General features: G+C 72.5%; 26 protein-coding genes and 1 riboswitch. Of the genes, 14 read left to right on the top strand and 12 right to left on the bottom strand.

Annotated elements, in window-relative coordinates:
- Positions 1 to 466: 466 nt before the first annotated feature.
- Complete coding sequence (locus OG259_RS01545; protein WP_328940505.1) at positions 467 to 1639, top strand: alpha/beta hydrolase family protein; 1173 nt, start codon at positions 467 to 469, stop codon at positions 1637 to 1639.
- A gap of 60 nt (positions 1640 to 1699) precedes the next feature.
- Here OG259_RS01545 and OG259_RS01540 read toward each other — a convergent pair whose 3' ends face one another.
- The 4 genes from OG259_RS01540 to OG259_RS01525 all read right to left on the bottom strand — a co-directional run bounded on the left by OG259_RS01540 (position 1700) and on the right by OG259_RS01525 (position 4958).
- A complete protein-coding gene (locus OG259_RS01540) occupies positions 1700 to 2284 on the bottom strand; it encodes a nucleosidase (RefSeq protein WP_328940504.1) in 585 nt (194 codons plus the stop codon).
- 68 nt (positions 2285 to 2352) lie between these two features.
- Positions 2353 to 2562, bottom strand: coding sequence for a DNA-binding protein (locus tag OG259_RS01535; RefSeq protein ID WP_266900423.1), 210 nt, complete (start codon positions 2560 to 2562; stop codon positions 2353 to 2355).
- A 123-nt stretch (positions 2563 to 2685) separates the two neighbouring features.
- Complete coding sequence (locus OG259_RS01530; protein ID WP_328940503.1) at positions 2686 to 4092, bottom strand: vWA domain-containing protein; 1407 nt, start codon at positions 4090 to 4092, stop codon at positions 2686 to 2688.
- The gene (locus tag OG259_RS01525) at positions 4089 to 4958 is read right to left on the bottom strand and encodes an AAA family ATPase (RefSeq protein WP_266900426.1); all 870 of its coding nucleotides are present in this window, start codon (positions 4956 to 4958) and stop codon (positions 4089 to 4091) included. Before OG259_RS01525 ends, OG259_RS01530 begins: the two co-directional genes overlap by 4 nt.
- Positions 4959 to 5182: 224 nt before the next feature.
- On the opposite strand from OG259_RS01525, the gene OG259_RS01520 reads away from it, so the two are divergent.
- Together OG259_RS01520 and OG259_RS01515 are read left to right on the top strand one after the other, a co-directional pair.
- Entirely contained in the window at positions 5183 to 6388 is a 1206-nt protein-coding gene (locus OG259_RS01520) for a PP2C family protein-serine/threonine phosphatase (protein WP_443052107.1), read from the top strand.
- A 136-nt stretch (positions 6389 to 6524) separates the two neighbouring features.
- Entirely contained in the window at positions 6525 to 6890 is a 366-nt protein-coding gene (locus tag OG259_RS01515; protein ID WP_266900430.1) for a luciferase domain-containing protein, read from the top strand.
- 24 nt (positions 6891 to 6914) lie between these two features.
- On the opposite strand, the gene OG259_RS01510 is transcribed toward OG259_RS01515, so the two are convergent.
- Positions 6915 to 7430 carry a PaaI family thioesterase gene (locus tag OG259_RS01510; protein ID WP_328940501.1) on the bottom strand — a complete coding sequence of 172 codons (516 nt, stop codon included), beginning with the start codon at positions 7428 to 7430 and terminating at the stop codon, positions 6915 to 6917.
- Positions 7431 to 7542: 112 nt separating this feature from the next.
- Between OG259_RS01510 and OG259_RS01505 the strand changes: the two genes are divergently transcribed.
- The 3 genes from OG259_RS01505 to OG259_RS01495 all read left to right on the top strand — a co-directional run bounded on the left by OG259_RS01505 (position 7543) and on the right by OG259_RS01495 (position 9734).
- On the top strand, positions 7543 to 8016 hold the full coding sequence (locus OG259_RS01505; RefSeq protein WP_328940500.1) for a winged helix-turn-helix transcriptional regulator: 474 nt from the start codon (positions 7543 to 7545) through the stop codon (positions 8014 to 8016).
- Between the two features lie 168 nt (positions 8017 to 8184).
- Complete coding sequence (locus OG259_RS01500; RefSeq protein ID WP_328940499.1) at positions 8185 to 9075, top strand: YhjD/YihY/BrkB family envelope integrity protein; 891 nt, start codon at positions 8185 to 8187, stop codon at positions 9073 to 9075.
- 149 nt (positions 9076 to 9224) lie between these two features.
- On the top strand, positions 9225 to 9734 hold the full coding sequence (locus OG259_RS01495) for an NUDIX hydrolase (RefSeq protein WP_328940498.1): 510 nt from the start codon (positions 9225 to 9227) through the stop codon (positions 9732 to 9734).
- 55 nt (positions 9735 to 9789) lie between these two features.
- Here the strand turns inward: OG259_RS01495 and OG259_RS01490 are convergent, their stop codons facing one another.
- Positions 9790 to 10329 (bottom strand): AMIN-like domain-containing (lipo)protein, encoded by a 540-nt coding sequence (locus tag OG259_RS01490; protein ID WP_328940497.1) that lies wholly within the window; start codon positions 10327 to 10329, stop codon positions 9790 to 9792.
- A 208-nt stretch (positions 10330 to 10537) separates the two neighbouring features.
- On the opposite strand from OG259_RS01490, the gene OG259_RS01485 reads away from it, so the two are divergent.
- Entirely contained in the window at positions 10538 to 10753 is a 216-nt protein-coding gene (locus OG259_RS01485) for a hypothetical protein (protein ID WP_328940496.1), read from the top strand.
- A gap of 123 nt (positions 10754 to 10876) precedes the next feature.
- The gene (locus OG259_RS01480) at positions 10877 to 11374 is read left to right on the top strand and encodes a peptidylprolyl isomerase (protein ID WP_328940495.1); all 498 of its coding nucleotides are present in this window, start codon (positions 10877 to 10879) and stop codon (positions 11372 to 11374) included.
- Between the two features lie 160 nt (positions 11375 to 11534).
- On the opposite strand, the gene OG259_RS01475 is transcribed toward OG259_RS01480, so the two are convergent.
- The 3 genes from OG259_RS01475 to OG259_RS01465 all read right to left on the bottom strand — a co-directional run bounded on the left by OG259_RS01475 (position 11535) and on the right by OG259_RS01465 (position 15593).
- Entirely contained in the window at positions 11535 to 12371 is an 837-nt protein-coding gene (locus tag OG259_RS01475; protein ID WP_328940494.1) for an SDR family oxidoreductase, read from the bottom strand.
- 163 nt (positions 12372 to 12534) lie between these two features.
- Complete coding sequence (locus OG259_RS01470; RefSeq protein ID WP_266900448.1) at positions 12535 to 12783, bottom strand: type B 50S ribosomal protein L31; 249 nt, start codon at positions 12781 to 12783, stop codon at positions 12535 to 12537.
- A gap of 230 nt (positions 12784 to 13013) precedes the next feature.
- On the bottom strand, positions 13014 to 15593 hold the full coding sequence (locus tag OG259_RS01465; RefSeq protein ID WP_328940493.1) for a SpoIIE family protein phosphatase: 2580 nt from the start codon (positions 15591 to 15593) through the stop codon (positions 13014 to 13016).
- Positions 15594 to 15757: 164 nt separating this feature from the next.
- Between OG259_RS01465 and OG259_RS01460 the strand changes: the two genes are divergently transcribed.
- The 3 genes from OG259_RS01460 to OG259_RS01450 all read left to right on the top strand — a co-directional run bounded on the left by OG259_RS01460 (position 15758) and on the right by OG259_RS01450 (position 18828).
- Entirely contained in the window at positions 15758 to 16522 is a 765-nt protein-coding gene (locus OG259_RS01460; RefSeq protein WP_328940492.1) for an alpha/beta fold hydrolase, read from the top strand.
- Between the two features lie 278 nt (positions 16523 to 16800).
- A complete protein-coding gene (locus OG259_RS01455; protein ID WP_328940491.1) occupies positions 16801 to 17397 on the top strand; it encodes a hypothetical protein in 597 nt (198 codons plus the stop codon).
- Between the two features lie 141 nt (positions 17398 to 17538).
- Positions 17539 to 18828 (top strand): phosphoribosyltransferase family protein, encoded by a 1290-nt coding sequence (locus OG259_RS01450; protein WP_328940490.1) that lies wholly within the window; start codon positions 17539 to 17541, stop codon positions 18826 to 18828.
- On the opposite strand, the gene OG259_RS01445 is transcribed toward OG259_RS01450, so the two are convergent.
- Positions 18822 to 19694 (bottom strand): LysM peptidoglycan-binding domain-containing protein, encoded by an 873-nt coding sequence (locus tag OG259_RS01445; protein WP_328940489.1) that lies wholly within the window; start codon positions 19692 to 19694, stop codon positions 18822 to 18824. The two genes, OG259_RS01450 and OG259_RS01445, sit on opposite strands and share 7 nt — an antisense overlap.
- Before the next feature lie 4 nt (positions 19695 to 19698).
- Positions 19699 to 19882: riboswitch (cyclic di-AMP (ydaO/yuaA leader) on the bottom strand.
- 342 nt (positions 19883 to 20224) lie between these two features.
- Here OG259_RS01445 and OG259_RS01440 point away from each other — a divergent pair.
- A complete protein-coding gene (locus tag OG259_RS01440; RefSeq protein WP_328940488.1) occupies positions 20225 to 20827 on the top strand; it encodes a DUF6197 family protein in 603 nt (200 codons plus the stop codon).
- Between the two features lie 55 nt (positions 20828 to 20882).
- Here the strand turns inward: OG259_RS01440 and OG259_RS01435 are convergent, their stop codons facing one another.
- The gene (locus OG259_RS01435; protein ID WP_328940487.1) at positions 20883 to 22907 is read right to left on the bottom strand and encodes a phosphocholine-specific phospholipase C; all 2025 of its coding nucleotides are present in this window, start codon (positions 22905 to 22907) and stop codon (positions 20883 to 20885) included.
- Positions 22908 to 23075: 168 nt separating this feature from the next.
- Positions 23076 to 23888 carry a DeoR/GlpR family DNA-binding transcription regulator gene (locus tag OG259_RS01430; RefSeq protein ID WP_328940486.1) on the bottom strand — a complete coding sequence of 271 codons (813 nt, stop codon included), beginning with the start codon at positions 23886 to 23888 and terminating at the stop codon, positions 23076 to 23078.
- A gap of 149 nt (positions 23889 to 24037) precedes the next feature.
- On the opposite strand from OG259_RS01430, the gene OG259_RS01425 reads away from it, so the two are divergent.
- Positions 24038 to 24961: an SIS domain-containing protein gene (locus OG259_RS01425; RefSeq protein ID WP_328940485.1), complete on the top strand. Its 924-nt coding sequence runs from the start codon at positions 24038 to 24040 to the stop codon at positions 24959 to 24961.
- A gap of 66 nt (positions 24962 to 25027) precedes the next feature.
- Positions 25028 to 25864 carry a class II fructose-bisphosphate aldolase gene (locus OG259_RS01420; RefSeq protein ID WP_328940484.1) on the top strand — a complete coding sequence of 279 codons (837 nt, stop codon included), beginning with the start codon at positions 25028 to 25030 and terminating at the stop codon, positions 25862 to 25864.
- Positions 25865 to 25875 lie beyond the last annotated feature (11 nt).

Here is a 25875-nt window from a genome sequence, read left to right as displayed (position 1 = left end):
CGCGGGCGCGCCGACGCGGTGCCGGGCGGCGGGACGTCAGGGGACGCGCGGACCCACGCGGGGCGGGTCAGGCGCGGAAGGAAGGACAGATGGCCGAGGAGGTACGGCAGAAGTCGACGTGCCGTCGGCAGACGAGCCGCGCCCCCGACCGGCCGGAGCCGTGTGACGCCGCGATCGATGCGCGCACGTCCGCCTCCCCGCAGGTCCGGGCCCCGGGCCCATGTCCCGTCCACGTCCGGAAGGGAACGCCTCAGCTTAGGCAGGCCGCCTTCCGCGCTGTCAAGGCCGTCCCGGGAGACGGGCGGGTGGACGGACGTGGACGGCACGGGAGTTCGCCCGCGGAGCCGGCAAGTGGGCCGGGCCCGGGGCCGCTTCCCCCGGACCGCGGTGCATCCGACCCTGGTACGACGGCACATGGGCCCGGAGTCGGACGCGCCGCGGCCGCCGCGACCTCTAGCGTTCCCTCATGATCCGAATCACCAGGGCGGCCGTCGCCGCTCTCCTCGTCTGCTCCGTCGCCTTACCTGCCGGTGTCGCCGCCGCGGCCGGCCCCGATGCCCCGCCGCCGCTGTCGGCCGCCCAGCCGACGAGGGCCGCCGCGCTGCCCGCGCCCACCGGTCCGCACTCCGTCGGAAGCACCGTCCTGCCGCTCGTCGACCGCTCCCGCACCGACCCGTGGGTTCCCACCGCCGACGGACGCGCGCTCATGGTCACCCTCCACTACCCGGCGGCACACACCGGCGGTGGCCGCCCCGCCCCGTACGCCACCCGGGAGGAGGCGCGACTGCTCGCCAAGCAGCTCGGGTCCGGTGTCTCCGGCGACCTGCTCGCCCGGACGCGCACCCACAGCAGGACCGACGCGCGGCCCGCCCCGGGCCGGCGCCCCCTGGTGCTGCTCTCACCGGGCTTCGGCGTCTCCCGCTGGACCCTCACCCATCTCGCCGAGGACCTCGCCTCCCGCGGCTATGTCGTCGCCTCCGTCGACCACGCCTACGAGTCCTACGGGATCAGCCTCCCCGGCGGCCGTACCCTCACCTGCGTCGCCTGCAAGGCCCTCGACGAGGGCGGTGTGCACGGCAGCGTGGTCACCTCGACCCGCGCCGCCGACATGCGCTACGTCCTGGACCGGCTCACCGGGCCCCGGCCCGTCTGGAAGCACGCCGACGTGATCGACGACCGTCGGATCGGCATGGCGGGCCACTCCATCGGCGGGGCGAGCGCGGCTTCGGCCATGGTGGCCGACCCGCGCATCGACGCCGGGATCAACATGGACGGGGCCTTCTGGGAGGACCTGCCGGCGGAGGGCCTGCGGGGCCGGCCGTTCATGATGCTCGGCACCCACGACGCCATGCACCTGCCCGGCGGCACGGACACCACCTGGGACGGGACGTGGACGGCCCTCGACGGGTGGAAGCGCTGGGTCACCGTGGCCGACTCCGACCACTTCACCTTCTCCGACGGCCCCGTGATAGCCCGCCACTTCGGTCTGCCGCAGCCCGAGCTGCCCACCGACCGTGCCGTCGACATCACCCGGAGGTACGTCGCCGCCTTCTTCGACCAGCACCTGCGCGGACTCTCCCGCCCGCTGCTCGACGGCCCGTCACCGGCGAACCCGGAGGTCCACTTCCAGCACCGCTGACCCGACCGGGTCCGGTGTGTTCGGCAGCGGTAGCGGGTGTTCAGGAGCGGCACGGAGTGCTCAGGTGCGGTACGGGGTGTTCGCCTCCGCCCAGTCGGCGAGCGCCCGCGCGCACTCGGCGACCGATTCACGCCAGGTGCGCGCGGCGCCGTCACCGGCCTCGTCGCTGACGTGCTTCACGATGCGCAGCGGCACCCCGGCCAGCTCCGCGGCCGCCGCGAGGGCGTACCCCTCCATGTCGACCAGCGGCGCCCGCTCCGCGAGCCGGGCGCGGGCGGTCTCGTCGGAGATGAACGCGTCCCCGGTGGCCAGGACCACGTCGCCGCCGTCCGGCAGCGCCAGCGGCGCGCCGTACGTCTCGCCGGTGAGGGTCGCGAGCAGCCGGCTGTCGAGGTCGTGCTGCAGGACCGTGCCGACGACATGCGTCCCGGTCCAGCCCGGGCGCAGCGCCCCGGCCGTTCCCAGGTTCACGATCCCGGACGGCCGGGGGCCCCGGCCGAGGACGGTCGCGAGCGCGGTCGCCGCGTTCACCTTGCCCATGCCGGTCAGCAGCACGGGCAGCGCCGTGTCCAGGAACTGCGCCTCCTCCTTGACGGCGAGGACGAGCAGGGGACGGTCGGCGGTGATCTCTCCCAAGAGTTCCATGGAGGTCACGCTAGTTCGACGGCCCGCCTGTCGTACAACCGAGACCCGATTCCGGTACGCCCCGGGGCTCACCCCAGCGACAGGCCGCGCTCCGCGAGCACCTCACCGAGCACGCGCAGCGCCTTCGGTCCCACGCCGTGCAGGGCGGCGAGCTCGGCCGCGGGGACACCCGCGAGCTGGTCGAGCCGGGTGTACCCGGCCGCGGCGAGCGCGCGGGTGGCGGGTGCGCCGATGGCGCGGGGGAATTCCGTCTCAGGACGGTCGGATCCGGTGGCCACGAACCGATCGTGCCACGCGGGGGAGCGCTCGGCCCGCTCCCCGTCGTCGTGCCACGTGTGGTCACACGGGCAGGACCGGCGGCACATCCTCGGTCACACCGGCAGCGGGCGGCACACCCACGGTCACACCGGCAGCAGGCGGCCGATCAGTGCCCCCAGCTGGCGGGCGTTCCGGCACGGGCGCATGTCGACGAGACCGGCGTAGGCCGGGGCCACCGAGTCGCCCGTGCCCCACAGCGAGGGCTGCTCGGGGTTGAGCCAGTGGACCCGGCGCGCCCGGTCCGCGATCCGCTTCAGCGCCGCTAGGTTCGGATCGGAGCCGTTGGTGCGGGCGTCCCCGAGGACGAAGACCACCGTGCGCGGGCCCAGCGCCTCCACATACCGGTCGGCGAACTCGCCGAGCGCCGTCCCGTAGTCACTCTGCCCGTGCCACCCGGTCAGCTCCGCCTCCGCCAGGATGCGGTCACCGAGCCCCGCCGGGTCGGCCGAGTCCCGGGCGATCAGCCCCGTCACCTCGTCGACCCGGTTGACGAAGGCGAAGACGCGCACCCGGCTGAACTGGTCGTGCAAGGCCTGCACCAGCAGCATCGTGAACTGCGCGAAACCGGCCACCGACCCCGACACGTCGCACAACAGGACCAGCTCGGGCCGCCGGGGAGGGCGCCGCCGCAGCACGGGCCGCACCGGCACGCCCCCGGTCGACAGCGAACGGCGCAGGGTGCGCCGCAGATCGATCTCCCCGCGCGACGCCCGGCGGCGCCGGGCCGCGAGCCGGGTGGCCAGCTTCCGCGCCAGCGGCCGTACCGTACGCCGCAACTCGTCCAGCTGCGCCCGCCCGGCCAGCAGGAAGTCCACGGAGTCCGCCGTCCCCGCGACCGCGCGGCGCGCGACCAGGTCCCGGCCCTGCCGTTCGCTGACGCGCCGCCGGGCCTCGGTCCGCACCCGCTCGCGGAAGGCCTCGATGCGGCGTCGGATCTCGTCGTCGAGCAGCCGCTCGGTGAACTCGGGGTCCTCCGGTCCGGGAGCCGCCCTCAGCCGCTCTCGTACGCGGGCGAGCAGCGTCTCGGGGCGCAGTCGGGAGAGGGTCTGGTACGAGGACCACCCGTCCGACTCGGGGCCGGAACCGAAGCCGCCGAAACCGCCCACCGCCTCGGCGGCCAGCCGGTCCAGGGCATCGCCGTCCCCGGCCGTGAGGGCCTCGGCGAGCCGGTCGCGCAGCGCCGCGAGATCGGCCGCGGTGTCCTCGTACGTCTCCGTCGTGGTGGTCCGGCCGAGGGGGAAGTACAGGTCGAAGACGCGATCGAACACCGGGCGCTGGCCCTCGCCGTGGAGCAGGGTCGCGGCGAGAGCCTCCCGGACCCGCTCCCGGTCCGTGAACCCGACCGCTTCGAGGGCGTGCCCGGCGTCCACGGTCTCGCCGGTTCCTATGCCGAATCCGTGGGCACGCAGCGCCGCCACGAGACCGGTGAGCCGCGCGGCCGTGGCCGCCGGTGCCGGTTCCGGTGCAGTGGAGGCGTCCGTGGCGCTCACACCGCGTCCAGGTCGAGCTTGGCCGCGGCCTTCACGATGTCGTCCTGGTGCTTCAACAGGACGCCCAGGGTCTCCCGTACGACCTGCTCGTCCAGCCGGTCCGCGCCGAGCGCCAGCAGGGTACGGGCCCAGTCGATGGTCTCCGAGACGGACGGCACCTTCCGCAGGTCCATCGCCCGCAGGGCTCCGACGACCCGCACCACGGACGTGGCGAGCGCGGCATCGAGTCCGGGGACCTTGAGGGTGACGATCCGCCGCTCCAGCTCCTCCTCGGGGAAGCCGATGTGCAGGAAGAGGCAGCGCCGGCGCAGCGCCTCGGACAGCTCGCGGCTCGCGTTCGAGGTGAGCACGGTGAAGGGGCGCCGGGTCGCCGTGATCGTGCCGAGTTCGGGAACGGTGATCTGGAAATCGCTCAGGACCTCCAGGAGCAGGCCCTCCACCTCGACGTCGGCCTTGTCGGTCTCGTCGATCAGGAGCACGGTCGGCTGCTCCGAGCGGATCGCCGTGAGCAGCGGCCGGGGGAGCAGGAACTCCTCGCCGAAGATGTCCGTCCGCGTCTCGTCCCAGGACTCGCCCCGCCCGGCCGTGATCCGCAGCAGCTGCTTGGCGTGGTTCCACTCGTACAGCGCGCGGGACTCGTCGACGCCCTCGTAGCACTGCAGCCGGACCAGTCGCGCGCCCGTCACCTCGGTGACGGCCTTGGCGAGCTCCGTCTTGCCGACGCCCGCCGGGCCCTCGACGAGGAGGGGCTTGCCGAGGCGGTCGGCGAGGAAGACGGTGGTGGCGACGGCGGGTGACGCGAGGTAGCCGGTCGTGGCGAGCCGTTCGGCGACGTCGTCGACGGAGCTGAAGAAACCGGTCGTCATGGCTGTCCCCCCGGGGAGCGAAGTCTCGTACTGGCCAGTAGCCTCTGCTTGTACTTGATCAGATCGAGCACCGCCGCACAACCGCCCGGCGCCAGGTCCGTACCGCGCGCGGGGCGCCGACCGCTGGTGCAATGGGGGGACCGGGTGGACCGCACGGCGGTGGAGGTGTCGTGGCGGAACGGGACGCGGAGCGGGAAGAGGCCCTCCTGACCAGGGTGCGGGCCATGGAGCAGGCGATCGGCGAGATCGGCACGACGCTCGACGAGACGACCACCTGCCGCGAACTGGCGACCTTCGCCGCCCGACGCCTGCGCGCCTCGGTGACGATCGACCTCCGGACGGAACCGGGCGCCCCCGCTCGACGCGCGGCCAGGGCGGACCCCGCCCCCGGGCCGGGTGAGCGCGCCGTGGATGCTCCCGTCACGCCGATCGCCCTCGGGGCCCCCGGCGAGTCCGGTCCCATCGCCGGCGGGTCCGCCCCCGGTGAGTCCGGTCCCATCCCCGGCGGGTCCGCCCCCACCCCTGGCGACCCCGCCGCCGGAGTCGCCCACCAGCTCGTCCTCCCCCTCGCCGTCCACGACGAGGAACCGCTCGGGACGGTCACGCTGACCCGTGTCGGCGGTGCGCCCTTCTCCGGCGGCGACACGGCCCTCCTCCGACAGGCCGCCCGCCTCGCGGCCCGGCACCTCGGGCACGCCCGTCGTCTCGCGGCCACCGAGGACACCGCGCTCCACCTCCAGCGCGCCCTCGTCGCCGAGCCCGGCCGGCCGCACCCCAACCTGGAGATCGCGGGTGGATACCTGCCCGCCGGGCCGCGCGCGCTCGTGGGCGGTGACTGGTTCGAGACCGTACGGCTCCACTTCGGCCGCAGCCTCCTCGTCGTCGGCGACGTCATGGGCCACGGCCTCGACGCCGCCGTCGACATGAACGCCTACCGCACCGCACTCCGTGAGGTCGCCGCGACCGACCTGCCCCCGCACCGGGTCCTGCGCCACCTCGACTCCGTGGTCGCCGAGGACGACGCCCGCCGCCCCGCCACCGTTCTGCTCGTCCGGGTCGATCCGGCCCGGGGCACCGCGACCTTCGCCGGCGCCGGGCACCTGCCGCCCGTGGTGTTCGCCGCGGACGGCTCCGCGGAGCTGGTCGACCTCCTCGTCGGCCCACCGCTCGGCACCGGCGTCGGAGGCTACGAACCGACCACTCGCCCACTCCGCCCCGGCGACACCCTGCTGCTCTTCACCGACGGACTCGTCGAACGGCGCGGCGAGGACATCGACGTCTCCCTCGCCCGGCTCGCAGCCCTCCGGCTCCCTCCGGACTCCGGTCCCGACCAGGTCGTCGACGAGGTGCTCCGCCGCCTCGGCGCGCACGGCGCGGAGGACGACGTGGCCGTCCTCGCGGCGCGCATCCGCGCGCGCCCACCGCAGTGACACGGGGTCACCTCCTCCCCGCACAGCGTCGTGACGGACGGTCACACCAGGCCCGTCTCCGACCTGTTTCGGCCCTGAGCCGGATTCTTCCGGCCGGACGCTTGTGCACGGCCCCCGGGCCCGTCACGCTCCTCGTATGAACACGGCCAGGCATGCCAGTGAACGTCTGATGAGCTGGCCCTCGCTGACCCCCGGCCGCGCCCATTGCGGCGCCGCGCTCGGACTGGGCACCGAGACGCAGGAAATCGTGCATTTCCACGGTGAACACGAGGCCGACGTCCACCTCACCCGCGCCATGATCGCGAAACTGCGCCCGGCCCTCCTCGGGTCGAGCGCGGTCCGCCTTCGCGCCGGATCGGGGTGGGTGACGGTCCGCCTCGACATGGGCTCGGACATCGACCTGCTCGCCACCCTGGTGAGCGCGGCCCTCCAGGCCAACGGCGTCCCCGATGTGGCCCCGGACGGCTGCACCCGCACCCGCCCGGTCACCGGGATCCGCTGAATCGAGCCCACACGGAATCCGGCGCTACGCGCGCGTGCCCCCCGAACCCTCCGCCGGGACCGGGAACAGCATGCACGTGCTGGTCGCGTGGGCGAGCAGTCGGTCCTCCGCGTCGTACAGGCCCGCCTCCGCGAGCGCGGTCCTGCGCCCGCGTGAGATCACCGTGCCGATCGCCCGGACCTTGCCCGTGCCGGTCGTGATCGGCCGGAGGAAGCGGGTCGACAGGTCGAGCGAGGTGTACGCCGTGCCCAGCGGGAGCGTCGAGTGGACCGCGCAGCCGGCCGCCGAGTCGAGGAGGGTCGCGTACACCCCGCCGTGCACACTGCCGATGGGGTTGTAGTGCTCCTCGCCCGGCTCGAAGGCGAACACGGCCCGCCCGTCCTCGACCTCCTCTAGGCCGAAGCCGAGGAGCGCCGCGATCGGGGGTCCCGGCAGCCGTCCCGCCACCATCTCCCGCAGGAAGTCGAGGCCCGCCATCGTTCCGGCGGCCCGCGCGCCGGCCCCGGGGTCCTCCCACTCGACCGTGCGCGACCGCCCCATGACCACTCTCCGCCCGACATGGCCGGCTGACGTCCAGCTGGCTCTGTACGGCGAAGCTAGCTGTCCTGAAAGCTGACTGTCAACGACACAGTCAGGTGGCTACAGTGTGACGATGAAGTGGCTGGAGACGGACACGGAGAACTGCTCGGTCCGCCGCACCCTGGACCTCGTGGGCGAGAAGTGGACCCTGCTGATCCTGCGGGACGCGTTCAACGGCGTCCGCCGCTACGACGAGTTCCGCCGGCACCTCGGGCTCTCGGAGGCAGTCCTCGCCGACCGCCTCCGCAAGCTGGTCTCGGCCGGTGTGCTGCGGGCGGAACCGTACCGAGAGCCCGGCGCGCGCACCCGGTACGAGTACCGGCTCACCCCCAAGGGTGTCGACCTCTGGCCCGTCCTCCTCGCCCTGAAGCAGTGGGGCGACACCCACGCAGCGGACCCCGAGGGCTCGGCCCTCGACATCCGGCACACCGACTGCGGGGCCCCCGTCCGCGTCGTCGTCCAGTGCGAGGGCGAGGAACGGGCCACCCTGAACGCCCGTGACGTCACCGTCCGCCCCGGCCCCGGCGCCCGCCCGCTCCGTTCGTGAGCCGGATTCCTGCCCCGAAACGGATTCCTGCTCCGAGACCGATTCCTCCCCGAAACGGAGTCCTGCTCCGAGACGGATGGCCGTCCTGACGCGGATGCGCCTCCGCCCGGCACCCGTTCGGCCGCACCCCTGCGATGGCCCGCCGCCCGGCCGGGTACCGAACGAGGCATGCCCTCCACACCCGGTCCGCCGCACGACGGTGCCCCCACCGAACACGGCGCCGAACACGGCCACTGGTTCCAGCGACTGTACGTCCGCGTCCTCACCTCGCCCGTCGGCCTCGCCTGGAACCGCGGCCGCGCCATGGAACTCATGCACCGCGCCATGGGCTTCGCGGCGCTCAGCCTGCTCACCCTCGTGCCGCTGCTCATCGTCGTCGCCGCGGCCGACCTCGCCAGCGGCCAGGGCTTCGCCCGCTGGCTCGTGCAGGGGCTGGGTGTCTCCGAGGTCTCGCAGGAGGAGGTCGAGCGGCTCTTCGGCCAGCCGGGACAAGCCCTGCAACGCACCACCGCCTTCGGTCTCGCCGCCCTCGCCGCCTTCGGCGTCACCTTCGGGTCCGCCGTACAGACCGGGTACGAACGCGCCTGGGACCTCCCCACGGCCCGCTGGCACACCATGTGGCGGCACGTCGTCTGGCTCGCCGTCCTCGTCGCCTGCCTGCTCCTCTTCGTCGCCAATCCCGCACCGGCCGACTCCCCGGCCGGTGTCACCGCCCTCGTCGCCCTCGGCGATCTCCTCGGCACGTTCTTCTTCTTCTGGTGGTCGCAGCGCTTCCTGCTCTGCGGACGCATCCGCTGGCGTGCCCTCGCCCCCGGGGCCGTACTGACCGCGCTCGGCCTGCTCGGGCTGCGGATCTTCTCCCAGCTCGTGTTCTCCCCGCTGATCGCCTCGAACGCGGTGACGTACGGCCAGTTCGGCACCGTCCTCGTCCTCCAGTCGTGGCTGGTCGGCGTCGGCTTCGTCGTCTACGGAGGCGCCCTCGTCGGCCGTCTGGTCCACGAGGACCTCGTCCGCCGACGTCTGTACCGCGACCGAGCGACGGCCGCACGACCTCGCTGACCGACCGTCCGAGGGACGCCCCCGCGGCACCCCGGCGCGGCGGGAAAGTGATCACACGATCCGGTGATCCGCCCGTGAGCGGCCCGGTGCCGTCCCCCGGACCGCTTGGATGAAGGTGATCCCATCGGCCCGTCGAAAGAGAGCCGCCCATGGCGAACATCTGGCTGCCGCCCGTCGAGTACGTCGCGACCCTGCCGAGAGCGACGGCGTACGCCTGCCTCTACTTCACCGACACCCGTGGCCGCCCCTTCCAGCTGCGCGCCAGCTACCGCACCGAGCTGTGGCAATGGCCCGGCGGGAACATGGACCCGGGGGAGACTCCTTGGGAGACGGCCGTACGCGAATGCCACGAGGAGACCGGGATCACCTACACCGGCGAACCCCGGCTCCTCGGCACCCACTTCGTCACCGACCGGGGCGACGACTGGCCTGCCAACCACATCGGTTTCGTGTTCGACGGCGGTGAGCTGACGGACGAGCAGATCGCCGGCGTCGTCCTCGACCCCGAGGAGCACAGCGAGTACAGCCTGCGCACGCTCGACGAGTGGGAGCGGGAGATGGAGCCGCGCGAGTTCGCCCGCCTCGCCGAGACCGATCGGGCCCGCAGGACGGGCATCCCGTTGTACCTGGAGGCCGGCCCCGAGGGCGACCGGATGTAGCCGTACGGGGGTGGGGGCCGTCCGGAGGGACGGCCCCCACCCCCGGTTCGGCCCTTCAGGCCCGGCAGCCCACGGGGTGGGCGATGTCGACCACGAAGCGCTCGGGGGAGTGCAGCCGGAAGGTCTTGTACGCGGGCTTGGTGTCGAAGGCGGCTCCGATGGAGACCACGCCCTCGAAGTCGCCGGTGAGCGCGACCCCCTTGAGCGCGGGCAGATGGATCTTCAGCAGCCGGGGTCCCTGGTAGACGGACTTTCCGGCGTCGTCGTGGGCGGCCGCGGGGGAGAGGCGGATCTCCAGGAAGTACTTCCCCGCCAGGGGGACCTTCTGTCCCGAGCCGTCGTAGTACAGCGCGCCGGCCTGGTGCACGGTGACCGGGGGCACGGCACCCCGTATGTCGATCACGAGCCGGTCGAAGGTCGCGTGGCCACCCCAGCGGGCGTTGACGACCAAGGCCGTGGACGGGGTCGCCGAGCTTGTGGACGGGGCGCTCGCGGTGCCTGCCGGGGCTGTGGCGCCGGCCGGGATCGTGGCGCCGATTCCGGCGGTCAACAGGATTCCCGCGGCGACGGCCGCGAGGGTGTGACGGTGATGCATGACGTCCCCCAATTCTCCTGCTCCGGGGACAGTGGTGTCACTGAGAGAGACATCCACCACAACCATACGGTTCCACCCGATATGGGGTAAAAGTTCCGCTGTCCTGTGCGCGCCGGTCGGACTCCTCGCCGCCGTCGCCTCCCCGCTGCCGCTCGTCCGGATCCGGCGACGGCCGTAACTCCTCGGCCGCTCAGTAGTTGACCCGGTCATGAAGAAGCGCAGCATGCTCGCCATCGCCTCCCTCGCCGCAGGCGTCGTCACCGCCCTCGTCACCCCTCCGCCGCAGGCCAGCGCCGCCGAGAGCCCGCTGGGCGGCGCGACCGGCCTCCTCCAGGAGGATCAAGGCGTCGAGACCGTCCTCCATGACACCGTCCAGGGCGCCGAAGGCACGCTCCCGGCCCCCGGGACCGGTGGACTGCTCTGATCCGTGCCGCTCGCGGCGACCGGTGCCCCGCGCCCCCGACGGGCCGCGGGGCACCGGCACGCCGTGACCCGGGAGGGGGCGGCCCGTGCGCGCGCAGTGCGTGAGTAATGACAGGATGTCCCCATGAGCGACAACGTTTACTTCGACATCACCATCAACGACGAGCCCGCGGGCCGGATCACCTTCCAGCTGTTCGACGAGGTCGTCCCGGACACCGCGAAGAACTTCCGCGAGCTCTGCACCGGCGAGCACGGCTTCGGCTACGCCGGCTCCCCGTTCCACCGCGTCATCCCGCAGTTCATGCTGCAGGGCGGCGACTTCACCCGTGGCAACGGCACCGGCGGCAAGAGCATCTACGGCGAGAAGTTCGCCGACGAGAACTTCAAGCTGAAGCACGACCGCCCGTTCCTGCTCTCGATGGCCAACGCCGGCCCGAACAGCAACGGCTCGCAGTTCTTCATCACCACGATCGTCACCGACTGGCTCGACGGCAAGCACGTCGTCTTCGGTGAGGTCGTCGAGGGCCAGGACCTGGTCAAGAAGATCGAGGGCCTCGGCTCCCGCTCCGGCGCCACCAGCGCCACCATCAAGGTCTCCGAGTCCGGCATCGTGAAGGCCTGATCGCCTTCCCGAGCTGAGCCGAGGGCGCCGAGCGCCCTCGCTCGACCCACCCGGCCGGGGCGGGGGACGCCGTCCGTGCGACGCGCGTCCCCGCCCTCGCCGAGGTGTCCCGCGGCCTGCGCAGCCCTCCTTCACGAGGCTCGCTCCCGGGGCCCGTACCTCATGTGAAGGCGGGCGCGTTCCGCTCCGCCCACGCAGAGAAGGGGCGCGGCGCCCGGCCGAGGACACGCTCCACATCGGGACTCACCCGCTGCTCCTCCGCGCTGGGCGCGCCCATCACCGACAGCATCCCGTCGACGGCGGCCTCCGGCAGGAACCGCACCAGCTGGGACCGGGCCTCGCCCGCGCTCAGCGCCACGAACGAGACCGGGTCGCCCACCACTCCGGCCAGCGCCCGCACCTGCTCGCGCGGTGACACCGCCACCGGTCCGGTCAAGACGTACGTCCGCCCCGCGTGCGCCGGGTCGCGCAGCGCCTCCGCCGCGACACCCGCGATGTCCACCGGGTCCACCACCGGCAGCGCCACATCGGCGAACGGGGCCGCCACCGTACGCGCGGAACGCACCTGCTCGGCCCAGAGGAAGGCGTTGGACGCGAAACCGCCGGGCCGCAGGACGGTCCAGTCCAGCCCCGACTCGCGCACCGCCGTCTCGAACGTACGCAGAAGGTCGTGCGACACCGAATCGGTGCGGGTCCCCACCAACTGCGAGGACTGGAACACGATCCGCCGCACCCCGGCGGCCACCGCCGCCGCCACGATCTCCCGCGGACTCAGCTCGTCCCCGAGACCCGCGACGAGCAGATACACCGCCTCCGCACCCTCGAACAGGCCCTTGAGACCGTCCACATCGGCCAGATCCCCCTGCCGGTGCGTCACCCCGGCGGGCAGCCCGCCGGCCGGCTTACGGCTCACCGCCGTCACCTGCTCACCGGCCGCGGCCAGCAGCTCCACCAGCGGTCGTCCGACGTTTCCGGTCGCTCCGGTCACCACGATCACAGCTGTTCCCCTCCAGGGAGTCCCACGGCGGAGCGCGATCCGCTCCGCCGTCTTCGTGACCTCATCCTGGAAGGCGAACTGGCCACCTTCTGGCCAGTTTCACGAGCGGGATCCGAAACTTCCCGCGAGGCGAGGCGAGTGCGCCGGCGGGCAGCGGGAGGGGTCAGGTCTCCTCGCCGAAGCGCCGCTCGAACTTGGCGATCCGGCCCTCGGAGTCCACCGTCCGTGCCGTGCCCGTGTAGAAGGGGTGGCTCTCGGAGGAGATCTCGACGTCGATCACGGGGTACGTGTTGCCGTCGTCCCACTCGATGGTCCGGTCGCTGGTCGCGGTGGACCGGGTCAGAAAGGCGTACCCGGCCGTGCGGTCACGGAAGACCACCGGGCCGTACTCGGGCTGCTTGTCCTGCTGCACGTGTCCTCCTCGGGCTCACGCCCTGACTCGTCCGGCCTGGTCGGCACGGCACCCCCAGCCTCCCCGCGCCCACGACGGCCGACCAGCGCCACGGGCCCGACCGGGTGACTCCCGGGGGTGTCCTGCCGATCAAAGCCGGGCACGCGGCGCGCCCTTCCGGACACCCCCAGGTCGTGTCCGGAAAGTCCCGCCTGGCCTGCGGGCAGACGGCGCTGCTTCCCGGACACCCCCTAACCGCGCTCCGGCCAGCGCGCCGCGAGCAGCAGCGCGATGTCGTCCGGGCGGGACGTGACCTGCCGGGCGTCCCGGATCACCCGGTCGGCCGCCTCCGCGAGCGGCAGCGAACCCGTCGAGGCGAGCGCCCGGCGCAGCAGTTCGATCCCCTCGTCGATGTCCTGACCGGGCTTCTCCACGAGCCCGTCCGTGAACAGCGCGAGCACCGCACCGGGAGCCAGCCGCAGCCGCGTCACCGGATACGAGGCGCGGACGTCGATCCCCAGCACCATCCCGCCCGCCAGTTCCACCCGCTCCGTCGTCCCGTCCGGGTGCATCAGCAGCGGCGGGGGATGGCCGGCCCGTACGGCCCGCAGTTCCCCCGTGTCCGGGTCGAGGAGTACGTAGCAACAGCTCGCGAACTGCCCCGGATCCAGGTCTATGAGGAGCCGGTTGGTGCCCCGCATCACGTCCTGCGGCCGATGACCGGCCAGCGCGAAGGCCCGTACCGCACTGCGCAGCTGACCCATCGTGGCCGCGGCCGCCACCCCGTGGCCCTGGACGTCGCCGATCACGAGCGCGAGGCGTCCATGCCCCGTCTCGATGACGTCGTACCAGTCCCCGCCGACGTCCATGCCCTGCGTGCCCGGCAGGTAGCGGCCCACCGTGTCCACCCCCTCCCACACCGGCAGCCGGTGCGGGAGCAGCGCGTCCTGGAGACCGCGCGCGACCGCCGACTCCGTGTCGTACCGCTGCGCCCGCTCCAGGGCCTGCGCGATGAGGCCCGCGAGCGCCGTGAGGACGGTCCGCTCCTCCGAACTGAACCCGCGCGGCCGGTCGAAGCCGAGGATGCAGGAGCCGACCGGCCGGCCCGAGGCGATCAGCGGCAGGAACGCCCGCGCCCCCGAATGCGCGTCCAGCGGAAGCTCCGGATACATGCGGCCCAGCTGCTCCATCGACTCGAAGAACAGCGGCCTGCCCGTCGTGAGCGTCTCCACCCCCGGCACCCGCGCGTCCAGGGCTACACCGTCGAAGGGTTCGAGGAAACCCGGCGGAAAACCGGTCTCCCAGGCCAGATACAGGCGCCGGTCACTGAGCAGGTAGATGGCCAGCTGACGCCCGCCGAACGCCGGAAGCAGCTCCTCCGTCACCACGGCCGACACCTGGCGGGCCGTCACCGCCTCGGACAGCGCGATCGCGAGGGCCACCGGCCGGTACAGGGCCGAGACCTGGTCGTCGGGCAGGGAGAGACTGTCCTGCGTCCCCTCGACGTTCCTGGAGGCCGGTGTGGGGTGGGCGATCGCATCGTCCTGCGGGACCAGCACCATCGTCACGCCGTCCCGCCCCGGATGGAGGGAGACCGACAGCCATCGGCTCCGCTCCGGGCGGGCGAGGAAGCGCACCGGGTCACCCGAGAGCATCGCGGCGCGCAGCTGCTCCTCGTGGAAGGGGAGGTCGAACCAGGGCAGCGCCTCCCACAGCGGCCTGCCCGCCAGGTCGCCACGGGGGCGGCCGAGCAGCCGCTCGGTGCGCTCGTTGACGTACGTGATGCGTCCGAGGCGGTCGATGGCCAGGATCGCCCGCGGCAGCCGGTCCGTGGCGTCGGAACCGATCAGGCCCGTGCCGAGGTCGACGAGGGTGCAGGTGAGCCGCAGGCCCGTGCCCGCGCCGTCGGCGCGGGCACCTGCCCCGCTTCCGGCTGCCGTCCAGGTCTCCGCGTCCGGTGAGGTCGTACGCGCCCGCGTGGAGACCTCCAGCAGGTGGAGCCCTCCGTCCGGCCCCTTCAGCCGGATCCGGCGCACCGCCGGACGTCCGTCCGGCCCCGTCGCCTGCCGGGCGGCCGCCCACAACGCGTAACCGTCCTCCGGCTCCAGGAGCGACGTGAGCGCACCGATGGAGCACGGCGAGGTCACCTCGGCGCCGAGGATCCCGAGGAGTCCGGAGTCCATCGTGACCATGTCGGTGTCCAGGTCCCAGTCGAACGAACCGAAACGGACCGGCGGCGCCCCCGCGGTGGACAACTGCACACACACCGGCTCGCCGGCCCACTCGATCGCCGTGCCGTGACGGGCCAGATCGGCCAGGGTCTCGCCGAGGTGGAGGCCGCCGCGCGTCATCCGTTTCCTGTCCCGGGTGTCCACCGGGACACCGGGAGTCGGCGCCCGCAGCGCCACGAGCACCCCGAAGCGTTCACGGCCCGCGACGACCGGCGCGTACAGCGAGGCGAAGGGGAAGGGGAGACTCGCCACCAACTGCGGAAACCGTCGCATGGCCTCCTCGACGTCGTGGAGATGGACGGACTGCCCGGAGCGATAGACCTCGGCCACCGGAAACGGCCGGTTCGTGTGCATGCGCGTCCACGGCCGGAACAACGCCCCCGGGAGGCCCACCAGGATCCCCATCCGCAGCAGCCCGGGGGTTCCCGAGCGGAGGTACACCCCGCCCGCGTACCCGCCGACGTCTTCGACGGCCCGCAGCGCCGCCTCCGCGAGCGTCCAGGTCAGCGCGCCCGAAGGAGGCCCGTCGACAGCTCCGTTCCGGGAGGGACGCCCGGTGCCGCCCGCCGGGCCTGGGCCGGACGTGCCGTGCGAGGTCACACAGCCAGGATGCCCCTCACGGGAAAGGCACCGCATCCCGGACCCGGGCCGCGCACCCGCCCCGAGGACCGCCACTGTTGACCGCACGCGTTCGCACCGTCACACTCGGTCGTCGAAAGGCGCCGTGGGGCGCGCGAAACACCACCTCATGAGCAGGGGGCACGATGACGGGCCAGGTTCTTCCGTACGACGTTCAGGGCGGTGGCCCCCGGCGGGCACTCGTGCTCCACAACTGGTTCGGCGACCGCACCAGCTTCGCCCCGCTCCGCGCCCATCTGAGCGACGCCGACGGCTCGTACGCCTTCGTCGACTGCCGCGGTTACGGCGAGGCCCTCGACCACCCGGGCGAGTACACCATGGAGGAGGTCGCGGCCGACGCGCTCGCGGTCGCCGACGACCTCGGCTGGGACTCCTTCTCCGTCATCGGCCACTCGATGGGAGGCAAGGCCGCCCAGCTGATGCTCCTCGACGCCCCCGACCGGATCCGCTCGATCGTCGGCATCTCGCCCGTCTCGGCGGCCGGATTCCCCCTCGACGGGGAGACCTGGGAGCTCTTCGCCGGCGCCGCCGCGGATGCGGCCAACCGGCGCGCGATCATCGACAACACCACCGGCGGCCGGTACGACGACGCCTGGCTGAGCAGCCTCGTGGAGCGCTCCGTCGGGCGCTCCTCCGCGACGGCCTTCCGCGCCTACCTGGACTCCTGGTCGCGCACCGACTTCCACGAGCGGGTCCGTGACAACCCCGTCCCCGTGCTGCTCGTCGTCGGCGCCCACGACCCGGCGCTCGGCGCCGAGGCGATGGAGGCGACCTGGCTGCGCTGGTACCCCAACGCGCGCCTCGCGGTCCTCAAGGACGCCGGCCACTACGCGCCCGAGGAGACTCCGGAAGCCCTCGCAGAGGCCATCGAGGCCTTCCTCGCCGCCTGACGGGACCTCGGCGAGTCGCACGGTCAGGTCGAGGGTCGAGGGTCGAGGGTCGGGCTGAGGCTGAGGCTGAGGGTGAGGGTGAGGCCCTGGCTGGGGGTGTGGGCATGGGTGAGTGCGAGGGTCGGTGCGGGCGGCGGTCGGGCCGATCTCATCCGAACGTCGACGGAAGCGACGACTTTCGAGGACAGCGATACGCCCCCTCGGCATCGGATCATCGTGTTCACGACCTCACGGGGCGGTTCTCCACCGGCCGCCCACGATCAGCAGGAGCACGTTCGATGGGCCTCGCACAGACGCAGCACCGCTTCCTCGTCCGGCAGAAGGTGACGCCCATGGCCAACCGCTACCTGGTGCACACCATGGGGGCGGACGGTGAAGAGGACGAACTCGTCGCCTTCGCCCACCAGAAGCGCATGGCGTTCAAGGAGCACTTCACCTTCTACACCGACGAGTCGCAGCGCCAGGTCCTCTTCACCTTCAAGGCCCGCCAGGTGCTCGACCTCGGTGCGACCTACGACGTGCACGGAGCGTCCGGCACCCGGCTGGGCGGCTTCCGCAAGAACTTCGGCGCCTCCCTGCTGCGCAGCACCTGGCATCTGAACCGGGAGGGCGCCGAGGGGGAGATGACCGGGCAGGAGCGGAGCGAGGCCCTGGCGCTGCTGCGGCGAGCCTGGGAGTTCCTGCCCTTCACCGAGATGCTGCCCTTCGTCGTGCCGTACCACTTCGACTTCACCGATTCGGGGCGGTCCGTGATGTCCGTCGACAAGCTCCTGGGCCTGCGCGACCGGTACGTGCTCGACATAGCGGACCCGGAGCTCGATCGGCGGCTCGCGATAGCCCAGGCCGTGGCCCTCGACGCCCTGCAGTCCCGCTGACCGGTGCCCACCGCCCCTCGTGGCCGTCCGTCCACCCGCCTGCCGCCGAAGGGTCGTCTTACCCTGGAGGCACGGGCAGGGGACGGGACACACCGTTTCTCCCCGAGTCCGGAGCCGTGGAGGCGGAAGGGCGGCGGGCCCATGTACTTCAGCGATCGCACCGACGCGGGCCGGCAGCTCGCGGCCCGACTCGACCACCTCAAGGGCCATGACGTCGTGGTGCTCGGTCTGCCGCGTGGCGGAGTGCCGGTGGCGGCCGAGGTGGCCGACGCGCTCGACGCCCCGCTCGACATCTGTCTCGTACGAAAGCTGGGCGTGCCGACGCAGCCGGAGCTCGCGATGGGCGCGCTCGGCGAGGGTGGGGTACGGGTGGTGAACCAGCGGGTGCTCCGCGAGGCCGGGGTGGGCGCGCGGGATCTGGCCGCGGTCGAGGAGCGCGAGCACGCCGAGCTGGAGCAGCGGGCGCGCCGCTACCGGGGCAGCAGGCGGTCCGTGCCCCTCGAAGGCCGGACGGTCCTCGTCGTCGACGACGGTCTTGCCACGGGTGCGACGGCTCTGGCGGCCTGCCGGGTGGTACGCGCCAGGGGCGCCGCCCGGATCATCCTCGCGGTGCCGGTGGCGCCGAAGGGCTGGACGGCCCGGCTCGGCGGCGAGGCCGACGAAACAGTGAGTGTCCACGCGCCGGAGCTGTTCTACGCGATCGGACAGTTCTACCGGGACTTCGAGCAGACCCCGGACGCCGAGGTCCTCGCCTGCCTGGACCGGAACCGCGCCGCGCACGGCCCGGTCGTCCAGGACGCGGACGTTCGGATCCCCGTCGCCGACGGAGTCACGCTCGCCGGGCGGCTCGCGGTGCCCGAGGGCGCCACCGGCATCGTCCTGTTCGCCCACGGCAGCGGCAGCAGCCGCCACAGCCCCCGGAACCGGGCGGTCGCGACGGCGCTCAACGGGGCGGGGCTCGGAACGCTGCTGTTCGACCTGCTCACCGAGGTCGAGGCGGTCGACCGGGCGCATGTCTTCGACACCCCGCTGCTCGCCGGCAGGCTCGCCCGTGCCACGGAGTGGCTCGCCGAGCGGCCCGAGAGCGACGGCCTCCCGCTCGGCTACTTCGGCGCCAGTACGGGAGCGGCCGCCGCGCTGTGGGCCGCGGGCGACCCCGGGGCCACCGTGGCCGCCGTGGTCTCACGTGGTGGCCGACCGGACCTCGCGGCCGACCACCTGGCCCGGGTCAAGGCTCCGACGCTCCTCGTGGTCGGAGGCAGGGACGCGCTGGTCCTGGACCTCAACCGGCGGGCCGAGTCGCTGCTGCGCTGCGAGAGCAGGCTGGAGGTCGTGGAGGGCGCCACGCACCTCTTCGAGGAGCCGGGCGCCCTGGAGGAGGTGGCGGAGCTCGCCACCTCCTGGTTCACCGGGCACTTCCGGGGTCAGTAGGCCCCGTTGACGTTGTCGATGGAGCCGTAGCGGTCGGCCGCGTAGTTGCAGGCGGCGGTGATGTTGGCGACCGGGTCGAACAGGTCCATCGACGTGCCGGGCACGTGATAGGCGAGGAAGGTCGGCTCGATGACCTGGAGCAGACCCTTCGAGGGCGTGCCGGCCACGGCGTTGGAGTCCCAGAGGTTGATGGCCTGGGGGTTGCCGGAGGACTCGCGCATGATGTTGCGGTGGATCCCCTCGTACGAACCGGGGATGCCGCGCAGGGCCATGATGTCCAGCGACTGCCGGATCCAGCCGTCGAGGTTGTTCGCGTACTGGGTGGCGGCGACGGGAGCGGCCTTGACCGGCGCGGCGGCTGCGGGAGCGGCGGCGGAGGCACCCGTGCCGGTGGCGACGGCCGGGGTGGCCGTACGGCGCTCGGAGCGGCTCGCCCGTTCGGTCGTGGAAGCCTTCTTCGCCTGTGCCGGGGCGGCCTTCACGGCATCCCGACGAAGCGTCAGTTCAAGGCCCGGGTGAATAAGTGACGGATTGTCACCCACGGCGCTCTTGTTGGCCCGGTAAAGGCCCTTCCAGCCGCCCTGAATTCCCTTCTTCTGGGCGATCAGGGAAAGCGAGTCGCCACTGACGACCGTGTAGGTGCGCGCGGCGGCCGGGGCGGCGGGAGCCTTGGTGAGGGCAGTTGCGGCGACCGGAGCGGCGACGGTCTTGACGGCGATTTCCGGGGCTCCGGAAACGGGCGCGGCACCGGCCACTGCGGGGGCGAGCAGCGGGAGGGCAAGGGCGGCTCCGCCCGTACCGACCAGCGCGAGTCCGCGGGAGACGGAACGGCGACGGGGGCGGCGGTGCTTACCGTGAGCAGGCATGACGGATTCCTCTCCGGCGCCTTCGGGGTGAGCTGTCGGGTTCGGACTGGAGATGTCCGGCCGCGCGCACGCGGCTTCACCCCGAGCCGTCCCGGAATCCGGGCCGGCGTATTCGTGGGTCCCCCGCTCCTGCCGTCGGGTGAAAGGGAGGTATTTCGAGCGGTGGCAGGATTCGGCGATCCGCTCGAATGGAGGTGACCGTAGGCCAGTAATGCGACGGAGAACAAGAGGATCTGAGTCCAGGGGTCGGTGAAAGGATCACCGAATTCATGGAATTCAAGATCGACCGCGACTCCGGGGCATCGAACTTCCTTGTCCCGCAGGGCCTGCGCGGATTCTGATCACCCGGGAGTCTCCGGGAAAGTGAGTCGCATCACCACGTACTCAATGTCCGAATATGCACGGTAATTCTGTTAATGGGGGAGTGGGTGATAAAGACCCGTTCGGCCCAACGGGCACTCAAGGGCATAAGTCGCAAAACCGACATTCGTCCTGAAAGATGGAGTAACCCCGACCGAGGAGCCGCCCGGATGTCGCCCCCCACCTCCCTGCTCGACCCCGACGCCCTCGACCGTGAGGCCGCCGTCCTCTACGAGAGCGCCACCTGGCAGCGGATCGTCACGGACTGGGCCGAGCCGCCGACGACCGCACCCGCCGCGGAGGGCTGGCGGGACCTGCTCTCCGTGCCGGTGGACCGGCTCGTCGCCGAGGCGCTCGAAGCCCTCCCACCGCCCCTCCCCGCCGAGCGCCGGCTACCCGGCAGGATCGGCGCCGTCCTGCCCGACCGGCTGCACGCCTGGCGCCGCATCGGCCGGCCCGAGCTGCGCCCCTCCGTCCACCTCGGCCATGCGCGCCTCGTACTGGAGGAGTGGGGCTGGCAGAACGCCCCGTACAAGCTGCGCGACGCTCGCGGGGCCCGGTGCGTCTGCGGTGCGCTCCTCGCCGCGCACCGTCTCGGCTACGGCAGCGCGACGACGATGAACGAGGCGGCCGCCTGGATCATGACCGAACTCAGGTCACGGGGGTGGAACGAGCTGATCGGGCCCTGGAACCGGGCCCCGGGCCGGACGGCCGCCGACGCGGTGGCCCTCCTCGACGCCACGATCCACCGCGCGGCGAACGCCGGGCGGTGAGGCCCTCCCCGGGGTGCGGTGCGGCGGACGGCCGTCCCGCACCCCGGCGCCGGGCTCAGCCGGTGATGCTGGGGGCCCCGGTCTCGATGTGGCCGGTGTACCGGCGCGACCAGGTCCCGTCGATGTCGGCGAGGATCGTGAAGTCGTACCAGCCGTTGTTGTAGGCCACCGCGTTGAAGAAGTCCTCCCGCGTCGACCCGGCCGGAACCGTGTAGGTCCAGGGGCCGTCCGTACGGTAGGCGTTCGAGCGGATCGTGAAGGTGACCGGTCCGGTGGAGGTGTTGGCCAGCTTGAACCACAGGGCCGTCCGGCCCGTCCCCGGCTCGGTCGCGAACCGTGACGTCACCTCGATGGCCTTGCCGGCCTTGGAGGCGTCCCCGATGAACCGCCGCAGGAACCGGTTGGGGCCCATCATCGAGATGTCGTACTTCCCGGACCCCGACCCCAGGCCGATGTTGAAGTAGTCGGTGGCCGTGCCGCCCGGGTCCACCGTGTACTGCCAGGCGGCCGTGTCGCGGTGCTGGTGCGGGTGGATCGAGAAGTGCGCCGCCCGCTTGGCCTCGGTTCCCTGGTTCGTCATCGAGAACCAGGCGAGGATCTTGCCCGCGGCCCCGAACTCGAAGCGGTCGAGGTTGCCGTTCGCCTGGTACGGCAGGGCGCGGGCCGGACGGGTGCCGGGCTCCTGCCCGGGCTGGGCGTTGTTCTGGGGGGCCGGGTTCGGAAGGGGCCCGCAGGTCGCCTGGCCGATGACCTTCGCCGTGGAGGGGAGGCCGGCCGGCACGCCGTACACGGGGTGGGCGAAGTCGAAGACGCCGGTCAGATCGCCCGTCACCTTCCGCCGCCAGGCGCTGATGTTGGGGCAGGTGGCCGGTGTGCCGAGGGCCGTCGTCCAGCTCTCCATGAAGCGCAGGACGGAGGTGTGGTCGAAGACCTCCGAGCTCACCCAACCGCCCCTGGTCCACGGGGACATGACAATCATCGGGACGCGGAAGCCCAGGCCGATCGGGGCGCCGTCGAGGTACTCGCCCGGAGTTCCCGGGGGAGCGACCGGCGGCGGCACATGGTCGAAGAAGCCGTCGTTCTCGTCGTAGTTGAGGAAGAGCACGGTCGAGTCGAACACCTCGGCGTCGGCGGCGAGCGCGCGGTAGACGAGGTCGACGAAGTGCGCGCCGTCCCCGGGCGGCGCGTAGGGATGCTCCGAGAACGCCTCGCTCGCGACCACCCACGACACCTGGGGCAGGGTGCCCGCGAGGACATCGGCGCGGATCGCGGCGGCGATGTCGTCCGGGGTCGAGCCGGTCACCTTGGGGACCGAGCCCATGCCGCGGTCGTACAGCGGGTCGCCGGGCCGCGCGTCGGTGAACTTCTTGAAGTACGCGAGGCCGTTGTCGCCGTAGTTGTCCTGGGCGTTCTGGTAGACCTTCCAGCTCACCCCGGCCCGCTGGAGCGCCTCCGCGTACGTCTCCCAGGTGAGGCCCGACTCGTCGCCGCCGTCCTTGCTGGAGCCGTCGATCTTCCCGCTCCACAGGAAGGTGCGGTTGGGGCCGGTGGCACTCAGCGCCGAGCAGAAGTACGCGTCGCAGATCGTGTAGTGGTCGGCCAGCGCGTGGTGGAAGGGGATGTCCCCGCGGTCGAGGTGGCCGAGCGTCCGGGTGTTGCCCACGCCGGTGACCCAGTTGTCGAGGCGGCCCTTGTTCCAGGCGGCGTGCTGCGAGGTCCAGCTGTGCGGGAGGTCGCCGTTGCACTGGGCGAGGGTCTCGCCGTCCACCCCGCCGGCCGGCGGGGTGTCGCTGAGCTTCCACGGGTACTGGCGGCCGCCCCAGTTGGGCTGGTTGAACATGCCCCAGCCGCCCGGCAGATTGCCCGCGGCGCGGTCGGCGAAGCCACGTACCCCGCGCAGGGTGCCGAAGTAGTGGTCGAAGCTGCGGTTCTCCTGCATGAGGATCACCACGTGCCGGACGTCGGTGAGGGTGCCGGTGGCCGCCCTCGCGGCGGCGGAGGCCGGGGCCGCCGGCAGCGCAGCGCCCGCCACGAGCCCCGCGCCGATACCGACGAATCCTCTGCGGCTGATGGGAATCATGCTCCGCCTCTCCTGTCACGGTGTGCCCGTGCGGCACGTCGGAGACATGATGGGGGAGGGGAGCTTAAAGGTATACAGCCGTGCGGTAATAACTGGACCAACATCCTGAAGACAGCTAATCCCTGGCTTCAGATTGGTTCAGATGCATACCAATGACGGGTGAGAGGTTCAGACGGTGAGGACCTTCACCCCGGCCTCGGTGAGCTGGGCGACCGCCTCCGCGGCGATGCCGGTGTCGGTCACGAGCAGGTCGATCCGGTCCAGACCGCAGATCCGGGCGAACGCGCGGTGCCCCATCTTCGACGAGTCGGTCACCACGATCACCCGGCTCGCCCGTTCCGCGAAGAGTCGGCTGATGCTCGCCTCGTCCTCCTGGTGCGCCATGACGCCGAGAGCGGCGTCGACCCCGTCCACCCCCAGCACCACCACGTCGAGCACGACCTCGTTGAGCACGCCGACCGTCAGGGGGCCCACCAGCTCGTACGTCTGGGGGCGGGCGACCCCGCCGGTGGTCACGATCTTGATCTGCGGGCGCACCGCCAGCTCGCCCGCGATGTTCAGCGCGTTGGTGACCACGGTCAGCGCGGGCCCGGAGGTCGCCGGGCCCGCGGTCCCCGCCGTGTCCGCGCGGCCGCTCGCGAACCGCAGGGCGAGGGCGCGCGCCACTTCGGTCGTCGTCGTGCCCCCGTTGAGCCCCACGACCTCGCCGGGTGCGATCAGGTCGGCGGTGGCCTCGGCGATCCGCCGCTTCTCGGCGGCGTGCCGGGTGGACTTGTAGCGCAGGGGCAGCTCGTACGAGACGCCGTGCGCGACCGCACCACCCCGGGTCCGTATCAACAGCTGCTGTTCGGCGAGCTCGTCGAGGTCCCGACGGATCGTGGCGGCGGAGACGTCGAGCGCGGTCGCCGCCTCCTCGACCTCCAGCTTCCCCGAGGCCGCCAGTAGTTCAAGGAGCGTGTTCCACCGCTCGTGCTTGGACATGGGTCCCTCCCTCGGGCTCGTGCGCGCGTCCGATTCTATCCGCCGACGCGCGGGGGATCTGGAAAGCTGATGCGTGTTTCTGCTTGAATGGCATCGACTTCAAGCATCTTCCATCATTCCTGCGCACTCTTCTTGCAAGGAGACCGGTCATGAGCACCACCCGCACCGCCGTGGAGATCGCATCCCAGCCGACGACCTGGCGTCAGGCTGCCCGTACGCTGCCCCAGCACACCTCCGCGCTGCCCCGGCGGGGCGAGCGGGTCGCGGTGATCGGCTGCGGCACCTCCTGGTTCATGGCCCTGGCCTACGCGGAACTGCGCGAGTCCGGCGGTCACGGCGAGACCGACGCCTTCGCGGCCTCGGAGTTCCCCTACGGGCGCCGCTACGACCGGGTCGTGGCCATCACCCGCTCGGGCACCACCAGCGAGGTCCTGGCCGTCCTGTCCCGGCTGCGCGGCACGATCCCCACCGGCGCGGTCACGGCCGACCCCACGACCCCGGTGATGGACCTCGCCGACGAGGTCGCGGTCCTCGACTTCGCGGACGAGGAGTCGGTGGTCCAGACCCGCTTCGCGACCACGGCGCTCGCCCTGTTCCGTGCGCACCTGGAGGCCGAGGACGCTCTGCCCGAGGGCGTGGCCACCGTCGAGGAGGCCGCGCGGGACGCCGAACTCGCCCTCACCTCCCCGCTCGACGAGAACGTCCTCACGGCGGAGCAGTTCACCTTCCTCGGCCTGGGCTGGACCTATGGACTCGCCCTGGAGGCCGGACTGAAGATGCGCGAGGCCGCGGGCGCGTGGACGGAGGCGTACCCGGCGATGGAGTACCGCCACGGCCCGATCAGCATCACCGGCCCCGGCCGGGTCGCCTGGGGCTTCGGCGCCCTGCCCGCGGGACTCGCCGACGAGGTGCGCAAGGTCGGGGGCACCCTCTCCGAGAGCGACCTGGACCCGCTCGCGGACCTGATCAGGGCCCAGCGCCTGGCCGTCGCCGTCGCCGAGGCCCAGGGCCTGAACCCGGACACCCCCCGGAACCTGACCCGTTCGGTCGTCCTCACCGACGTCCCCGCCTGACCGCCGCCCCGCACCGCAGTCGCCCCGACCCCGCCCCGCACCCGCTCAGACCCCCGGAGAAGGACCATGCCGTTGACGCCGACCGATGAGATCGTCCGCCGCGCCCGCGCGGCGGGCACCGGCGTGGGGGCGTTCAACGTCCTCCAGCTCGAACACGCCCAGGCCATCGTGGCCGGCGCCGAGAGCGCCGACCGACCCGTCGTCCTCCAGATCAGCGAGAACACCGTCCGCTACCACGGCGCCCTGGAACCGGTCGCCCTCGCCTCCCTCGCCATCGCCCGCGCCGCGAAGACCCCCGTCGCCGTCCACCTCGACCACGCCGAGAACCCCGACCTCGTCCGCGAGGCGGTCGGACTCGGCCTGGGCTCGGTGATGTTCGACGCCTCGAAGCTCCCCTACGCCGAGAACGTGACCGCGACCCGCGAGGTCGTGGAGTACTGCCACCAGCACGGCGTCTGGGTCGAGGCCGAACTCGGCGAGGTCGGCGGCAAGGGCGGCGCCCACACCCCGGGCGTACGGACGGACCCCGACGAGGCCCGCGCCTTCGTCGAGGCCACCGGCGTGGACGCCCTCGCGGTCGCGGTCGGCAGCTCCCACCAGATGCTGACCCGGGACGCGGTGCTGGACTTCGCCCTCATCGCGAGGCTGCGTGCCGCCGTCGACACGCCGCTCGTGCTGCACGGCTCCTCGGGCGTGTCGGACGCGGACCTCACCGCGGCCATCGCGGCCGGCATGACCAAGGTGAACGTCTCCACCCATCTCAACAAGGCCTTCACCCAGGCCGTCCGCACCCACCTCACCGAGCACCCCACCGCGGTGGACCCGCGCCACTACCTCACCCCGGCACGGGCGGCCGTGGCCCGGGAGGTCGCCCACCTCCTGACGGTCCTGTCCCCGGCCTGACCTCGCCCCAG

Source organism: Streptomyces sp. NBC_00250, from assembly GCF_036192275.1.
Taxonomy (GTDB): domain Bacteria; phylum Actinomycetota; class Actinomycetes; order Streptomycetales; family Streptomycetaceae; genus Streptomyces.
The sequence above is the reverse complement of the archived record's forward strand: the minus strand, read 5'-3'. Positions and strand labels throughout refer to the sequence as shown.

Excerpts from the sequence above, each read along its gene's own strand:
- OG259_RS01425 (WP_328940485.1), top strand. The coding sequence starts at position 24,038 with ATGAGCACCACCCGCACCGCCGTGGAGATCGCATCCCAGCCGACGACC.
- OG259_RS01440 (WP_328940488.1), top strand. The coding sequence starts at position 20,225 with ATGTCGCCCCCCACCTCCCTGCTCGACCCCGACGCCCTCGACCGTGAG.
- OG259_RS01500 (WP_328940499.1), top strand. The coding sequence starts at position 8,185 with ATGCCCTCCACACCCGGTCCGCCGCACGACGGTGCCCCCACCGAACAC.
- OG259_RS01510 (WP_328940501.1), bottom strand. The coding sequence starts at position 7,430 with ATGGGGCGGTCGCGCACGGTCGAGTGGGAGGACCCCGGGGCCGGCGCG.
- OG259_RS01430 (WP_328940486.1), bottom strand. The coding sequence starts at position 23,888 with ATGTCCAAGCACGAGCGGTGGAACACGCTCCTTGAACTACTGGCGGCC.
- OG259_RS01420 (WP_328940484.1), top strand. The coding sequence starts at position 25,028 with ATGCCGTTGACGCCGACCGATGAGATCGTCCGCCGCGCCCGCGCGGCG.
- OG259_RS01485 (WP_328940496.1), top strand. The coding sequence starts at position 10,538 with ATGAAGAAGCGCAGCATGCTCGCCATCGCCTCCCTCGCCGCAGGCGTC.
- OG259_RS01520 (WP_443052107.1), top strand. The coding sequence starts at position 5,183 with ATGGAGCAGGCGATCGGCGAGATCGGCACGACGCTCGACGAGACGACC.
- OG259_RS01505 (WP_328940500.1), top strand. The coding sequence starts at position 7,543 with ATGAAGTGGCTGGAGACGGACACGGAGAACTGCTCGGTCCGCCGCACC.
- OG259_RS01480 (WP_328940495.1), top strand. The coding sequence starts at position 10,877 with ATGAGCGACAACGTTTACTTCGACATCACCATCAACGACGAGCCCGCG.
- OG259_RS01455 (WP_328940491.1), top strand. The coding sequence starts at position 16,801 with ATGGGCCTCGCACAGACGCAGCACCGCTTCCTCGTCCGGCAGAAGGTG.
- OG259_RS01540 (WP_328940504.1), bottom strand. The coding sequence starts at position 2,284 with ATGGAACTCTTGGGAGAGATCACCGCCGACCGTCCCCTGCTCGTCCTC.
- OG259_RS01490 (WP_328940497.1), bottom strand. The coding sequence starts at position 10,329 with ATGCATCACCGTCACACCCTCGCGGCCGTCGCCGCGGGAATCCTGTTG.
- OG259_RS01515 (WP_266900430.1), top strand. The coding sequence starts at position 6,525 with ATGAACACGGCCAGGCATGCCAGTGAACGTCTGATGAGCTGGCCCTCG.
- OG259_RS01445 (WP_328940489.1), bottom strand. The coding sequence starts at position 19,694 with ATGCCTGCTCACGGTAAGCACCGCCGCCCCCGTCGCCGTTCCGTCTCC.
- OG259_RS01545 (WP_328940505.1), top strand. The coding sequence starts at position 467 with ATGATCCGAATCACCAGGGCGGCCGTCGCCGCTCTCCTCGTCTGCTCC.
- OG259_RS01460 (WP_328940492.1), top strand. The coding sequence starts at position 15,758 with ATGACGGGCCAGGTTCTTCCGTACGACGTTCAGGGCGGTGGCCCCCGG.
- OG259_RS01495 (WP_328940498.1), top strand. The coding sequence starts at position 9,225 with ATGGCGAACATCTGGCTGCCGCCCGTCGAGTACGTCGCGACCCTGCCG.
- OG259_RS01435 (WP_328940487.1), bottom strand. The coding sequence starts at position 22,907 with ATGATTCCCATCAGCCGCAGAGGATTCGTCGGTATCGGCGCGGGGCTC.
- OG259_RS01525 (WP_266900426.1), bottom strand. The coding sequence starts at position 4,958 with ATGACGACCGGTTTCTTCAGCTCCGTCGACGACGTCGCCGAACGGCTC.
- OG259_RS01450 (WP_328940490.1), top strand. The coding sequence starts at position 17,539 with ATGTACTTCAGCGATCGCACCGACGCGGGCCGGCAGCTCGCGGCCCGA.